Annotated in this window: 12 protein-coding genes and 1 pseudogene; 10 read left to right on the top strand and 3 right to left on the bottom strand. The window is 69.4% G+C overall.

Annotation, left to right across the window (positions count from 1 at the left end; all coding sequences use genetic code 11):
* The 3 genes and pseudogenes from VF794_RS30100 to VF794_RS30090 form a co-directional block, all read left to right on the top strand.
* A pseudogene (locus VF794_RS30100) lies at positions 1-1,289 on the top strand (hypothetical protein); the annotation flags it as partial.
* A 136-nt stretch (positions 1,290-1,425) separates the two neighbouring features.
* On the top strand, positions 1,426-2,610 hold the full coding sequence (locus VF794_RS30095; protein ID WP_331116357.1) for a metallopeptidase family protein: 1,185 nt from the start codon (positions 1,426-1,428) through the stop codon (positions 2,608-2,610).
* 10 nt (positions 2,611-2,620) lie between these two features.
* Positions 2,621-3,805: a class I SAM-dependent rRNA methyltransferase gene (locus VF794_RS30090; protein ID WP_331116355.1), complete on the top strand. Its 1,185-nt coding sequence runs from the start codon at positions 2,621-2,623 to the stop codon at positions 3,803-3,805.
* A gap of 3 nt (positions 3,806-3,808) precedes the next feature.
* On the opposite strand, the gene VF794_RS30085 is transcribed toward VF794_RS30090, so the two are convergent.
* Together VF794_RS30085 and VF794_RS30080 are read right to left on the bottom strand one after the other, a co-directional pair.
* Complete coding sequence (locus tag VF794_RS30085) at positions 3,809-4,303, bottom strand: caib/baif family protein (protein ID WP_331116353.1); 495 nt, start codon at positions 4,301-4,303, stop codon at positions 3,809-3,811.
* Complete coding sequence (locus VF794_RS30080; protein WP_331116351.1) at positions 4,297-4,911, bottom strand: hypothetical protein; 615 nt, start codon at positions 4,909-4,911, stop codon at positions 4,297-4,299. The genes VF794_RS30085 and VF794_RS30080 overlap by 7 nt, the downstream gene beginning before the upstream one ends.
* A gap of 34 nt (positions 4,912-4,945) precedes the next feature.
* On the opposite strand from VF794_RS30080, the gene VF794_RS30075 reads away from it, so the two are divergent.
* The 4 genes from VF794_RS30075 (at position 4,946) to VF794_RS30060 (ending at position 9,603) form a co-directional block, all read left to right on the top strand.
* On the top strand, positions 4,946-7,015 hold the full coding sequence (locus VF794_RS30075) for an ATP-dependent helicase (protein ID WP_331116349.1): 2,070 nt from the start codon (positions 4,946-4,948) through the stop codon (positions 7,013-7,015).
* A 143-nt stretch (positions 7,016-7,158) separates the two neighbouring features.
* Positions 7,159-7,605 (top strand): 50S ribosomal protein L13, encoded by a 447-nt coding sequence (gene rplM / locus VF794_RS30070; protein WP_331116347.1) that lies wholly within the window; start codon positions 7,159-7,161, stop codon positions 7,603-7,605.
* A 53-nt stretch (positions 7,606-7,658) separates the two neighbouring features.
* On the top strand, positions 7,659-8,060 hold the full coding sequence (gene rpsI, locus VF794_RS30065; protein WP_331116345.1) for a 30S ribosomal protein S9: 402 nt from the start codon (positions 7,659-7,661) through the stop codon (positions 8,058-8,060).
* 151 nt (positions 8,061-8,211) lie between these two features.
* On the top strand, positions 8,212-9,603 hold the full coding sequence (locus tag VF794_RS30060) for a type IV pilus twitching motility protein PilT (RefSeq protein ID WP_331116343.1): 1,392 nt from the start codon (positions 8,212-8,214) through the stop codon (positions 9,601-9,603).
* A gap of 52 nt (positions 9,604-9,655) precedes the next feature.
* Here VF794_RS30060 and VF794_RS30055 read toward each other — a convergent pair whose 3' ends face one another.
* Positions 9,656-10,396, bottom strand: a complete 741-nt coding sequence (locus VF794_RS30055; RefSeq protein WP_331116342.1) for a hypothetical protein — start codon at positions 10,394-10,396, stop codon at positions 9,656-9,658.
* 34 nt (positions 10,397-10,430) lie between these two features.
* Here VF794_RS30055 and VF794_RS30050 point away from each other — a divergent pair, with 34 nt between their 5' ends.
* The 3 genes from VF794_RS30050 to VF794_RS30040 form a co-directional block, all read left to right on the top strand.
* On the top strand, positions 10,431-10,937 hold the full coding sequence (locus tag VF794_RS30050; RefSeq protein ID WP_331116340.1) for a regulatory protein RecX: 507 nt from the start codon (positions 10,431-10,433) through the stop codon (positions 10,935-10,937).
* Between the two features lie 15 nt (positions 10,938-10,952).
* Complete coding sequence (locus VF794_RS30045; protein ID WP_331116338.1) at positions 10,953-11,729, top strand: outer membrane protein assembly factor BamD; 777 nt, start codon at positions 10,953-10,955, stop codon at positions 11,727-11,729.
* The coding region (locus VF794_RS30040; RefSeq protein ID WP_331116336.1) for a hypothetical protein at positions 11,726-12,426 on the top strand (701 nt) is incomplete at its 3' end. The genes VF794_RS30045 and VF794_RS30040, both read left to right, overlap by 4 nt.

The following is a 12,426-nucleotide window of genomic DNA, read 5'->3' as shown; positions in this document are numbered from 1 at the left end:
CCGACCCGCAGAGCATCCGCAACCGCTCGCCCTTCTACTACCTGTCCTCGCTGGTGATTCAGCCGGAGAACAAGGCCCTGCGCGCCTTCGTGGGCACGGGCAACCGCTACTCGCTCCTCGAGAGCGGCGCCGGCACCTGCCGCTTCGACAACCCGCAGGCGTGCTCCAAGCTGGGGTGTGACCAGACGCAGGTCACCTACAAGCTCACGCGCAACGACACCGCCTTCCAGCGGCTGGGCAACGACTGGGGAGACCAGACCTACAAGGCGGGCAAGTACACGCCCTTGAGCACCACGGTGCCCCTCAACGTCAACGCCTGCAGCACGCTGGGTGACAAGGACTTCATCAAGGCCACGTTCGAGGAGCGCAAGGCGCTGACCTGCCCCACCCCCACCGGCAATGGCACGGTGGGCTACGAGTTCGCCCGCACCAGTGTGGAGTGTGGCCAGAACATGTCAGGGGTCTTCGACTGCCGCGTGACCGACCCGGGCAACACGCTCAACATGGGCGACCTGGACGTCAACCCGTCCAGCACCCTCAGCACGCTCGGCAAGAATCGCTATTACGGTGTCTGGGTCTACGGTGGGCCCAAGCGCTCGTTCGACGAGGGCATGAAGGCCAGCGCGACGACCCTGGCCAAGAAGTACGACTCGGAGCGGCTCACCGACACCGGTGGCACCAAGGGCACGGGCAACCTCGTCAACGTGACGAACGTGGTGTGCGACGCGCTGGGCAACTGCTCCTGCGCGGCGGGCAAGGTGTGCTCCGGCTCCCTCGTCAGCAAGCGCCCGAAGGTGGATGCCGACACGGACGACCTCGGCTGGTTCTACGAGTACGACGGCATGGACCACAAGACGGCCGGCGGCTCGGCGGTACTGGCGAGCTGCGCGGTGTGGAACTCCATGTACCCGGGTCCGGCCTCGTCCGGTGCCTGCGCCGGCTCCAACACCAACCTGGCCCGTCTGCACCAGGCGGACTTCGTCTCCGGCGCTCCCAACTGCGCGGCGAGCTTCCTCTCCCCCACCGGGTATGCGCGCTACCAGGACCGCTCGGTGCTGGCGCCTCCGCCCGAGCCGTCCATGTCCATCCAGGTGTCGAAGACGGGGCAGGTGAAGTACAGCACCCTCTTCGTCGAGCCCGGCAAGGCCCAGGCCACCGAGGCCCAGGTGTCCGCCGACATGGACGTGCTCCAGTACGTCTACGAGCTGCCCGTCTCGCGCGGCCTGCACTCGTGCCGGCACGACGTGAGCAATGGAGGCCAGCAGTCCTGCGTCCCCTCGGAGATGTAGGGCGAGGGTGAGCTTCACCCGGGGCCCGTCCTCGCCGCGCGGCGAGGGCGGGCCTCGGTGTTTTGAGGGGGAGACCAGGCGGGCAGGCACCTGACACCTTCCCGCGCCCCGGGGGATGCCGTAGCCTGCGCCCCTCATGTCCCGGCGCGGTTCGTTCGCCCTCTGTCTCCTCCTCCTCGGTGCCTGCCAGCGGACGACACCTCCGTCCGCGCCGGCCGTGCCCGACGCGGGCTCCGCGGCCACCCTGGCCCCCACCGCCGCCTCCGTCCCCGAGCCGCTCCCGCCCTGCCGAGCGAAAGGGGCGCCCCCCCTGGACGCGGCGTTGGGGTACCTGGACGACGGCAGGTTCCCGGAGGCCCTCTCCTGCGCCGCCCAGGCCTCCGCGCTGGAGCCGGACTCGGCCGCCGCCCATGCGGCTCGCGGAGAGGCCCTGGCCTCCCTCAACCGCACGGCGGAGGCCCAGGTGGCCTATGCCCGCGCGTTGGCCATCGACCCCGGTCACCCCGAGGGGCTGCTCGGCGCGGCGCACCTGTACGCCGTGCAGCTGCCCTCCAGCCGTGAGTACGACGAGCTGGGCGCCCTCTACGCCGAGCGCGGGCTCTCCCAGCCGGAGGTGTCGCCGGAGCTGCTGCCCCGCTTCGCGCTGGTGGCGGCCATGGCGCTGAACGACCTGGGGCAGGCCGCCGAGGCGCTCCAGCGGGCCTCGCTCGTGCTGGTGCGCGAGCCGAAGAACCTCGAGGCCGCCTACGAGAAGTCCCTGGCCCTCTTCGAGCTGTGCCGCTTCGACGAGGCCAAGGTGGCCTTCAGCGGGCTGGTGAACGACCCGGAGCGCGGGGCGCACGCGCACTACCACCTCGGGCTGTTGCTGGAGCGCGAGGGCAAGTGGAAGCAGGCGCGCAGGCACTTCGACAAGGCACGCGCCCTGTCGCCGGAGGACTTCCCCGTGCCTCCCATGCCCTCCGAGGAGGAGTTCCGCGAGGAGGTGGCCCAGGCGGTGGCCTCGCTCCCCGGGGACATGCGCAAGGACCTCACCGGGGTGCCGGTGCGCGCCGAGGAGCTGCCCGCGGACGAGGATCTCCTCTCTGGCGAGCCGCCCCTGTCCCCCGCGATTCTCGGCCTCTTCCGGGGCCCGCCGTTGGGCGAGCCATGCGATGGCTCGGAGACGCCCTGCCGCTCGGTGGCCCTCTACCGCCTCAACCTCGCCCGCGCGGTGCGCACCCGGGAGGAGCTGCGCGAGCAGATAAAAGTGACGCTGCTCCACGAGGTGGGGCACCTTCGGGGCGAGGACGATCAGGAACTGGCCGCTCGCGGCCTGGAGTGACACGACATTTATGGCCCGTTCTTCTCTGCCCACCGCCCGTGTGAGCCTCAAGGGCGCCAAGGCCCTGCGCCGGGGTACCCCCTGGCTGTACCGCACCGAGCTGGTGGAGCCGCCCGAGACGCAGGAGCGCGGCGCGGTGGTGGCGGTGGTGGACCCGCAGGGCAACCCCATCGGCCAGGCTTTCTACGCGCAGCGCTCGCCGCTGGCGCTCCGGCTGCTGACGCGCAAGGGCGCCGCCGAGGAGAAGGTGGACGAGTCCTTCCTGCGCCACCGCCTGGAGCTGTCCCTCGCGCGCCGCGCGCCGCTGAAGCACCGGGACGGGCTGCGCCTGGTGCACGGCGAGGCGGACCTGCTGCCCGGCCTCTTCGTGGACCGCTACGGCGCGGGCCTCACCCTCCAGACGCTCTCCGAGGGCATGGACGCGCGCAAGGAGTGGGTGGCGCGCACGCTGGCCGAGCTCACCGGGGCGACCCACGTGGTGTGCCGGGACGATGCCTCGGGCCGCGACTTCGAGAGCCTGCCGCGCGAGGTGAAGCTGCTGCACGGCCAGGGCGAGGCCCGCTTCAGCTACCACGAGGGGGAGAACCGCTTCGAGGTGGACCTGCTGGGCGACATGAAGACGGGCGCCTTCCTGGACCAGGTGGACAACCACGTGCGCGCGGGCGAGCTGGCCCGGGGCGAGGGGTTGGACCTGTTCAGCTACCACGGGGGCTTCGCGCTGGCGCTCAGCCGGAGCTGCGACTCGGTGCTGGCGGTGGAGCAGGACGCGAAGGCCGCCGAGCGCATCCGGACGAACGCCGCGCGCAATGGGCGCGCCCACGTCACGGTGGACAACGCCAATGCCTTCGACGTGCTGCGCCGCTTCGCCGACACGGGCCGCCGCTTCGACACGGTGGTGGTGGATCCGCCGGGGCTGGCCAAGCGGCGCGAGGGCGTGGCCACCGCGCTGCGCGCCTACCACGAGCTCAACCTGCGCGCCCTCAAGTGCCTGCGCCCCGAGGGCCTGCTCGTCACCTGCTCGTGCTCGGGCAAGGTGTCTCGCGAGGCCTTCGAGGAGATGGTGCTCTCGGCCGCCGCGGACGCCAGGCGCCCGGTGCAGATCCTCGAGCGCCGGGGCGCGGGGTTGGATCACCCGGTGCTCGGTGGCCTGACGGAGACCGAGTACCTCAAGGTGTTCTTCGTCCGCGCCCTGTAGTCCTCAGATGCCCATCTCCTCGCGCAGCCGCTTCACCTGCTTGAAGTACTCGGTGCGGGGGAAGGGGACGTTGAGGATGTGGAAGTCCTTCTTGGACAGGCCCACGCAGCCGAAGCAGTAGTTGCAGTCCGAGAGGTTGCGGCAGAGCACCACGTAGGCACTGCCGGTGCAGTTCTCGCTCTGCACGCAGTAGGCGCACTGGTGGCACTGCTTGCAGTCCACGCAGTGCGAGCAGTTGTTGCACAGCTCGCAGCGGGTGCAGTGGGTGCACTGGTAGCAGCTGTCGCAGTCGCGGCAGAACATGCAGTTGGCGCACCGCTCGCAGCCCGTGCACGCGTAGGAGCCGGGGTTGCCCGGATCCGCCGAGTAGGACTTGGCGAGCTTCTGGAACTGCTCGAGGAACTCACGCTTGCCCAGCGCGGCCACCTCCGCGCGCGCCGAGGCCTCCTGCGCGAGCAGGTCCGGCACGTTTCCCCGCGACCCTCTTTCCTTCACCACGGATGCTCCTTTCCTTGGCGGTCCGGGCCGCCAGGGGCCTGGTGCAGTCGCGCCAGCCCCTCGAGGTCGATGCCGCGCGCCACCCGGCGCACCTCCACGGTGCCCGGGAAACCACGGCTGCTCACCGCCACCACGTAGCGGTTGCCCACCAGCAGGCTGGCCTCGGCCAGCCCCGTCGTCTCGTCGTAGCGCACGAAACCCACCGCATCCTTCCAGAAGATGGGCGCGGTGGGATCGCTCTGTGCGCGATTCCGGCTCTCGTCGGCCGCCGCCTTGATGGCCTGACCCAACTTCGTGCCCAGGCTGGTGTCCACGATGCGTACCTTCACCTCCCGCTCCTCACCGCGAGTGAAGTTGCGCTCGGCCTCGCTGACGGACACGTCACCGTAGCGGCCGGTGGAGCCCCCATCCCGGCCTCGGATGAGGCCCTCCAGCTTCTCCGGGAGGAAGGGCCGCAGCTCCTCGAAGTGGACGCAGGGGAAGCGGGCCGGGGCCGTCGCGGAGGCGGGCTCCGAGACTCCCGGTGTCGTCTTTCCACCATCGGTGCAGGCGGTGCCCGCGACGAGCGCGAGGAGAAGCAGTCGCCACGAAGAAGAATAGTCGCGCACGGGGAGATCAAAGGGTATCCCCGGCCGGCGCGCAATGGACCTCTCGAAGCTCAACGCCCCGCAGCGCGAAGCCGTGCTGACCACCGAGGGCCCCCTCCTGGTGCTGGCAGGCGCCGGCAGCGGGAAGACGCGGGTCATCACCCACCGCATCGTCCACCTGCTGGACAAGCGGCCCGGTGGTCTGCTGGCCCGCAACATCCTCGCCGTCACCTTCACCAACAAGGCCGCCACGGAGATGAAGGAGCGGCTGGTGCACATGGCTGGGCCCCGGGCCCAGAACGTACTGGTGTGCACCTTCCATGCCTTCGGCGCGGAGATGCTCCGCGAGGACATCTACCGGCTGGGCTGGCCCAAGAAGTTCTCCATCGCGGACCAGGGCGATCAGGTGGCCATCATCAAGCGGGCCATGCGGGAGCGGCGCATCGACGACCGCGCCTTCGATCCGCGCAAGGTGCTCACCCTCATCTCCAAGGCGAAGAACGCGGGCAAGACGCCCCAGCCGCTGGGGGAGGGGATGGGGGACGACTACGATCTCATCGCCCACATGGTCTATGAGTCCTACCAGCTCGCGCTCAAGGCGCAGGGCTCGGTGGACTTCGATGACCTGCTCATCCTCCCCTCGCGGCTGCTGCGCGAGCACGAGGACCTGCGGACGAAGTACACCCAGCGCTTCCGCTACCTGCTGGTGGACGAGTTCCAGGACACCAACCAGGCGCAGATCGACCTGCTGCTGCTGCTGGCCAGCGGCGAGACGCGCAACGTGTGCGTGGTGGGCGATGACGACCAGTGCATCTACAGCTGGCGCGGCGCGGAGGTGCGCAACATCCTCCGCTTCGACACGTACTTCCCCGGCGCGAAGGAAGTGCGGCTGGAGCAGAACTACCGCTCCACGCAGGTGGTGCTGGACGCGGCCAACGCGGTCATCGCGAAGAACCCCGAGCGCAAGGCCAAGCGGATGTGGTCGGACCGCAAGGGCGGCACGCGCATCAAGGTGGTGTCGGCCCCCACCGAGGAAGAGGAGGCCCGCTACGTGGCCCACGAGGTGTCCAAGCTCGTGGCCGGCGGGATTCCGGCGGATGAGATCGCCGTCCTCTACCGCGTCAACGGCCAGGCCCACCCCATCGAGGAGATGCTGCGCGAGAAGGGGATCCGCTACGAGGTGGTGTCGGGCAGCGAGTTCTTCGACCGGCGCGAGGTAAAGGACGTCATCGCCTACTTCAAGCTCATCGCGAACCCCCGGGACGAGACGGCGCTCCTGCGCATCATCAACGTGCCGGCGCGGGGCATCGGCGACGTCACCATGGAGCGGCTGGTGGCACACGCGCGCCGCGACAGCGTGACGCTCTGGGGCGCCATGGAGCGCGCCGAGGGTTACGAGGACCTGCCCAAGGGCGCGGCGGAGAAGGTGAAGGACTTCCTCCAGCTCGTCGAGCGCTACCGACAGAGCTACGAGCACGGCAACCTGGCCGCGACGACGCGCCAGCTCCTGGAGGAGATTGGCTACAAGGACGACGCCAGGTCCCTCACCACCTCCCAGGCCAGCGCGGACCGGAAGCTCAAGTCCATCGACCACGTCATCAACTCCCTGGAGGCCTTCGAGAAGCGAGAGGGCCCCAAGGCCAGCCTGCTCACCTACCTCAACCGGCTCAGCCTCGACACCCGCCAGGAAGAGGAAGAGGTGCCCGGCGCCAACAAGGCCGTCACCCTGATGACCCTCCATGCCTCCAAGGGCCTGGAGTACCGGGTGGTCTTCTTCATCGGCATGGAAGAAGAGCTGATGCCCCACAAGGGCATGCAGGGTGAGGCGCAGAACCTCGAGGAGGAGCGCCGGCTCTGCTACGTGGGCATTACCCGGGCCAAGGAGCTTCTCTATCTGACGCGGGCCACCACCCGGGTGAAGCGGGGGAAGGAGGTGCCTCGCACCCCCTCGCGCTTCCTGGAGGACATCCCCCCGGAGCTGGTCGAACTGGAGGACCTTGACGCACCGCGCAAGGGCCCGCCCACCGATCAGGAGAAGAACTTCTTCGCCAACCTGAAGGACCGCTTCAAACCCAAGGCGGCGGGCGGGGGAGCCCCCCCCCCTCCGGCGGGTGGGGCACGCTGATCGCAGTGCGACCTTGACTTGACCCCCGCCCCCCTCTAAGACGGTCGGCCTTTCCGGTCCACCCTGGAAGTTTGAGGGGTGGCACCGCGGTTGGTTTGGCTACAGGCGCTTCGGGCGCCACCAAGACTTTCGGAGTTCAAACAATGTCGCAGAGGACCTACAGCGCGAAGCCGGCGGATATCAAGCGCGAGTGGCACGTGGTCGACCTGAATGGCAAGGTGCTCGGCCGCGCGGCCAGCCAGATTGCCACCCTGCTCAAGGGCAAGCACAAGGCCATGTACACCCCGTCGATGGACACGGGTGACCATGTCATCGTCATCAACGCGGAGAAGGTGCGGGTGACGGGCAAGAAGGAGCAGGCCAAGATGTACTACCGGCACGCGCTCGCGGGTTTCCCGGGTGGCCTGAAGAGCACCAACCTCGAGAAGCTGCGTCAGCGGCACCCCGAGGACATCATCCTCAACGCCGTGCGCCGCATGCTGCCGCGCAACGCGCTGGGCCGTCAGATGATGACCAAGCTCAAGGTCTACGCTGGTGACACCCACCCGCACGCCGCCCAGAAGCCGGTCGCGCGCGAGGTCGAGGCGTAACCGCTCTCCTTCCTTCCCCAAAACTTCCACACCTTTTTTAGAGAAGAGACGACATGGCTACCGCCACCGAGAAGGGTTTCTATGGCACCGGCCGCCGCAAGGAGGCCACCGCGCGCGTGTGGATCCGCCCGGGCACCGGCGTCGTGATTGTGAACGGCCGTGACATCAACGTGTACTTCGGCCGCGAGACGTCCAAGATGGTGCTGAACCAGCCCCTGGATATCCTCGAGCAGAAGGGCAAGATCGACGTCGAGGTCAACGTGCGCGGCGGCGGTCTGAGCGGCCAGGCCGGCGCCATCCGCCACGGCATCTCCCGCGCCCTGTGCAACTACAACCCGGAGTTCCGCCCCGCGCTGAAGAAGGCCGGCTTCCTCACCCGTGATGCCCGCGCGGTCGAGCGCAAGAAGTACGGCCAGCCGGGCGCGCGTCGCCGGTTCCAGTTCTCCAAGCGCTAAGCCGTCTTCCAGGCTTCGCGGCAGTACCCGCACGGCGGGGGTCCTCTCGGGGGCCTCCGCCGTGGTGCTTTGCGGGCCCGGGCAGGCGTGCGAGCCTCGTGCATGCCCCCCTCGTCGGCACGGTTTGACGTGCTAGCATCCCGGACCATTCATGGAACTCAACGAGATCCTCCAGATTGCGCTCCGCGGCGGTGCCTCCGACATCCACTTGAAGGCGGGCCTGCCGCCGATGTTCCGAGTCGATGGCTCGCTGGTTCCGCTGAAGGACGGCAAGCGCCTTCCTCCCGAGGAAGTGGCGCGCATGGCCTTCGGCATCATGAACGAGTTCCAGAAGGAGAAGTTCAAGCAGAGCAACGAGGTGGACCTGGCCTACGGAGTCCCCGGGCTCGGCCGCTTCCGCGTCAACGTCTTCCAGCAGCGCGGCACGGTGGGCGCGGTGCTCCGCGTCATCCCCTTCAAGGTGATGACGATCAAGGAGCTGCTGCTGCCGCCCATCCTCGAGAAGATCTGCGTGGAGGAGCGCGGCCTCATCCTCGTCACCGGTACCACCGGCTCGGGTAAGTCCACCACGCTCGCGGCGATGATCGATCACATCAACGCCACCGAGACGAACCACATCATGACGATCGAGGATCCGATCGAGTTCCTCGTGCGCGACAAGCGCTCCATCGTGAACCAGCGCGAGGTGGGCGTGGACACGATGTCCTTCGCCCAGGCGCTCAAGAGCGCGCTGCGGCAGGATCCGGACGTCATCCTCGTGGGCGAAATGCGTGACCACGAGACCATCGAGACGGCGCTCGCGGCGGCGGAGACGGGCCACTTGGTCATGTCCACGCTGCACACGCTGGACGCCACGGAGACCATCAACCGCATCGTCTCGGCCTTCCCGCCGTACCAGCAGAAGCAGGTGCGCATCCAGCTGGGCAGCGTGCTCAAGGCCGTGGTGAGCCAGCGGCTCGTGCCGCGCGCGGATGGCAAGGGCCGCGTGGCCGCCGTGGAGGTGCTGCGCTGCACCACCCGCGTCAAGGAACTCATCGAGGACAAGGACCGGACGAAGGAGATTCCGGACGCCATCTCGCAGGGCTTCGACACCTACGGGATGCAGACCTTCGACCAGTCGCTCATGTCGCTGGTGAGGCAAGGGCTCGTCACCTACGAGGAGGCCCACCGCCAGGCCACCAACCCGGACGACTTCGCGCTGCGCTTCTCCGGCATCAGCGCCACCTCGGACTCGAAGTGGGACAACTTCGAGGCGGGCTCCAAGCCCACGCCGCAGCCCCAGGCGCCCGCGCCAGCCCCGGCCCCCCGTGTGGCGACCCCCGCCTCGGCGTCTCGCCCCGGCGTTCCCGCGGTGGGTGCGCCTCGTCCGGGTGCTCCCGCCGCCGCTCCCGCGGCGAGCGCGTCCCGTACGGGTGTTCCGGCGGTGGCGCCTCGTCCGGCGGGGGCTCCCGCGCCCGCCGCTCAGCCCGCGGCCAGGCCGCAGGCCGCTGCTCAGCCGAAGCCTCCGCCGACCGACGACGACTTCCAGATCGAGCGCTTCTAGGCGGGGAGGGCGCCTCCCCTCTCCGTCCTGGGAGAGGGGCGCTGTCCGAGCTCTACGCCTCCTCGTCCCCGAGCTGCGACCGCAGCCGCGAGAGCCGCTGCGGACCGATGAGCCCCTCCTTGGCCAGCACCTGGAGGAAGTCCACCGTGGCGTGCAGGCTGGCCTCCAGCTCGGTCTCGGGCTTGTCCACGATCTCCGCCTCGTAGAGCGACTCCATGTGCTCGGGGTTGATGGGGGTGGGCCCCTCGCCCCAGGCGATGTTCACCAGCGCCCGGGAGATGCGCGCGCGGACGTCCCGCTGCGTCTCGTCCGTGGCCGCCTTCTCGAAACCGAGGATGAGGGCGTCCACCTGCTCGCGGGTGAGGGACGCCAGAGCGGGCACCTCGCCGAGCGTCTCCTGGACGTACGCGTGGTCGAACGCCTCCATCTCCTCCTCGTAGCCGAAGGCCTCCTCCAGCAGGATGGAGGCGATGAAGGCGTCCGTCTCATCCGGATTGGCTCCCTCCTCGGTGAGGGCCTCCCGGGCCTTGGCGGTGGCGGCGGAGAGGGCGGGGTCCTCGGAGATGGCGCGCGCGGCGGCATGGGCGGCCAGGAAGACGACCGCTGCCTCGGCGTCGGAGGAGAGGTGGCGCTTGCCCGTGGCGCCCATCAGGTCGTTGCGCTTGTCGGGGTGGGCGGCGGCGGTCTCGGCGAAGAGCCGCTCCTGGGCATCGAGCGGCTCGCCGTTCTTCTCCTTCTGGAGCGTCTCGCGGGCGGCGTCGGGGCTGAGGTAGCGGGCGATGAGGGGGTGCATGCCGCGCCTGTTACCACATGCTAGAGGACGGACGATGGACTCCGAGCAAGCCCCCCCCGAGGAAGTCAAGCGCGCGACGGACATGTGCGTGCGCCTGTTGGCCGTGCGCGCTCGCAGCGGTCACGAGCTGCTGACGGCGCTCACGCGCAAGGGCTTCTCCGAGCCGGTGTGCACCGCGGCGCTGGAGCAGGTGAGGGGCTGGGGCTACCTGGACGACGAGCGCTTCGCCCGGGAGCGGGCGGCGGCACTGCTCCAGCGGGGCAAGTACGGCCCCGAGGGGGTGCTGCAGCGGCTCCAGGCCCACGGGCTGAGTCCCGAGGCGGCGAGCGCGGCGGTGGTCACCGCCAGCGACACGGTGGAGTTCGACGCGGAGGCAACCGCGCGCCAGGTGCTGGAGCGTCGGGGGTTGCTCGGCCGGAAGCTGGAGCCCAAGGAGCACGCCCGGGCCGGCCGGCTCCTGGTCAGCCGGGGCTTTTCCTCGGACGTCATCCAGCGGGTACTCGGTGACGCGACGCTGGAACCTTCGGGGCTGGACGATTAGCTTGCTCCCCTACCCATGCGTTTCCTTCGAGCTGTCTGCCTGACCGCCCTCCTGTCCACCGCCGGCTGCGCGGCCCTCTCCGCCGGCCAGGGTGGAGATCCCGACTTCGCCGCCCAGGCCGATGAAAACATCCGTCTGGGCGCGGACGCCATGGAGCGGAAGGACTTCCTCCAGGCCGAGAAGTACTTCGAGCACGTCCGCACCAAGTTCCCCTACCTCGAGGCGGCCAACGAGGCCGAGCTCAAGCTGGCGGACCTCGACTTCTCCCAGGAGAAGTACGCCGAGGCGCGCGAGAAGTACCAGTCCTTCATCAAGCTCCACCCCACGCACCCCCAGGTGGACTACGCCGCGTATCGCTCGGCCCTCAGCCACTTCGAGGACATCCCCTCGGACTTCTTCCTGCTGCCGCCCTCCACGGAGAAGGACCAGACCGAGGTCCAGGCCGCGCTGCGCTCGCTCAACGAGTTCGTCCGCCAGTACCCCGACTCGAAGCTCGTCGAGGAGGCGAAGCAGAAGATCGAGAACACGCGCCAGCGGCTGGCCGAGCACGAGCTGTACGTGGCCTCCTTCTACGCCCGGCGCGAGCGCTGGAAGGCCGTGGTGCAGCGGCTGGAGGGGCTGCTGAAGAACTACCCGGGCACCGCCCTCGAGGAGGAGGTCCTCTTCGACCTGCACGAGGCGTACGTGCGGCTCAATGACACCGAGAACGCGCGGCGGACGCTCCAGCGGGTCATCGAGCGCCTGCCGGGCACTCCCGCCGCGGAGCGCGCGAGGGGGATGCTGGGCTCGTGAGGAGCACCGAGGACTGGAGCCGGCTGGGCGGCGTGCTCATCATCGGGCTGGCCGCGCTGGCCCTTTTGGTGCTGGTGGTGCCGCGCCTCCTGGGGGCGGCGGCCGGGCCCGAGGCGGAGATCATCACCGCCCTCAAGAGCACCGAGCGCGGGGGCCTGGAGCTGACCCTCCCCGGGGCCGGGGCGATGCTCGTCTCCAGGGAGCACCACTTCGCCCGCATCACCGTGAACGTGGAGCCGGGGGGCCAGCGCGCGGTGGCCTGGGCCACCCTGGACTTCACCGGCCGTCTGGGCCCCACGCAGATCAGTTCCCTGGGAGTGGAGCGGGTGCCCTTCGTCCGACGGGGGACGTCGTGGAGGCCGGAAGGGCTGACCGCGCCCCGGCTGGCGGCGGTGGTGGCGAAACTGGAGGCCCGGCGGCGAGCCCTGGAGTCGGGGGACCGCGAGGCGCTGGAGGCGCTACGGGCCCCAGAGGCGGCGGCCGACAGTGGTGCAGGGGGCGAAGCGGAGGTGGAGAAGGTGCTGGCGCTCCAGCGACGCCGCTACCATGCGAAGGCGTGGTACCTGCGGTTGGAGCGGGACGAGGCGGTGGCCAGTGAGGAGTGGCGGTTGGAGGGAGAACTTCCCTCCCGGCCCGTGGACGAACAGGGCCAGCGCCGACTCTCGTTGATTCGTAGCGGTGAGGAATTCTTGTTTTC

The organism is Archangium sp. (assembly GCF_036389735.1).
Taxonomy (GTDB): domain Bacteria; phylum Myxococcota; class Myxococcia; order Myxococcales; family Myxococcaceae; genus Archangium.
Note: the sequence above shows the minus strand (reverse complement) of the source record. Positions and strands in the feature narration are given on the sequence as shown.

What these genes read in the sequence shown, in the direction of transcription:
- VF794_RS30095 (WP_331116357.1), top strand. Translation starts at nt 1,426, where the DNA reads ATGTCCCGGCGCGGTTCGTTCGCCCTCTGTCTCCTCCTCCTCGGTGCC.
- rplM (WP_331116347.1), top strand. Translation starts at nt 7,159, where the DNA reads ATGTCGCAGAGGACCTACAGCGCGAAGCCGGCGGATATCAAGCGCGAG.
- VF794_RS30075 (WP_331116349.1), top strand. Translation starts at nt 4,946, where the DNA reads ATGGACCTCTCGAAGCTCAACGCCCCGCAGCGCGAAGCCGTGCTGACC.
- rpsI (WP_331116345.1), top strand. Translation starts at nt 7,659, where the DNA reads ATGGCTACCGCCACCGAGAAGGGTTTCTATGGCACCGGCCGCCGCAAG.
- VF794_RS30090 (WP_331116355.1), top strand. Translation starts at nt 2,621, where the DNA reads ATGGCCCGTTCTTCTCTGCCCACCGCCCGTGTGAGCCTCAAGGGCGCC.
- VF794_RS30045 (WP_331116338.1), top strand. Translation starts at nt 10,953, where the DNA reads ATGCGTTTCCTTCGAGCTGTCTGCCTGACCGCCCTCCTGTCCACCGCC.
- VF794_RS30050 (WP_331116340.1), top strand. Translation starts at nt 10,431, where the DNA reads ATGGACTCCGAGCAAGCCCCCCCCGAGGAAGTCAAGCGCGCGACGGAC.
- VF794_RS30055 (WP_331116342.1), bottom strand. Translation starts at nt 10,396, where the DNA reads ATGCACCCCCTCATCGCCCGCTACCTCAGCCCCGACGCCGCCCGCGAG.
- VF794_RS30060 (WP_331116343.1), top strand. Translation starts at nt 8,212, where the DNA reads ATGGAACTCAACGAGATCCTCCAGATTGCGCTCCGCGGCGGTGCCTCC.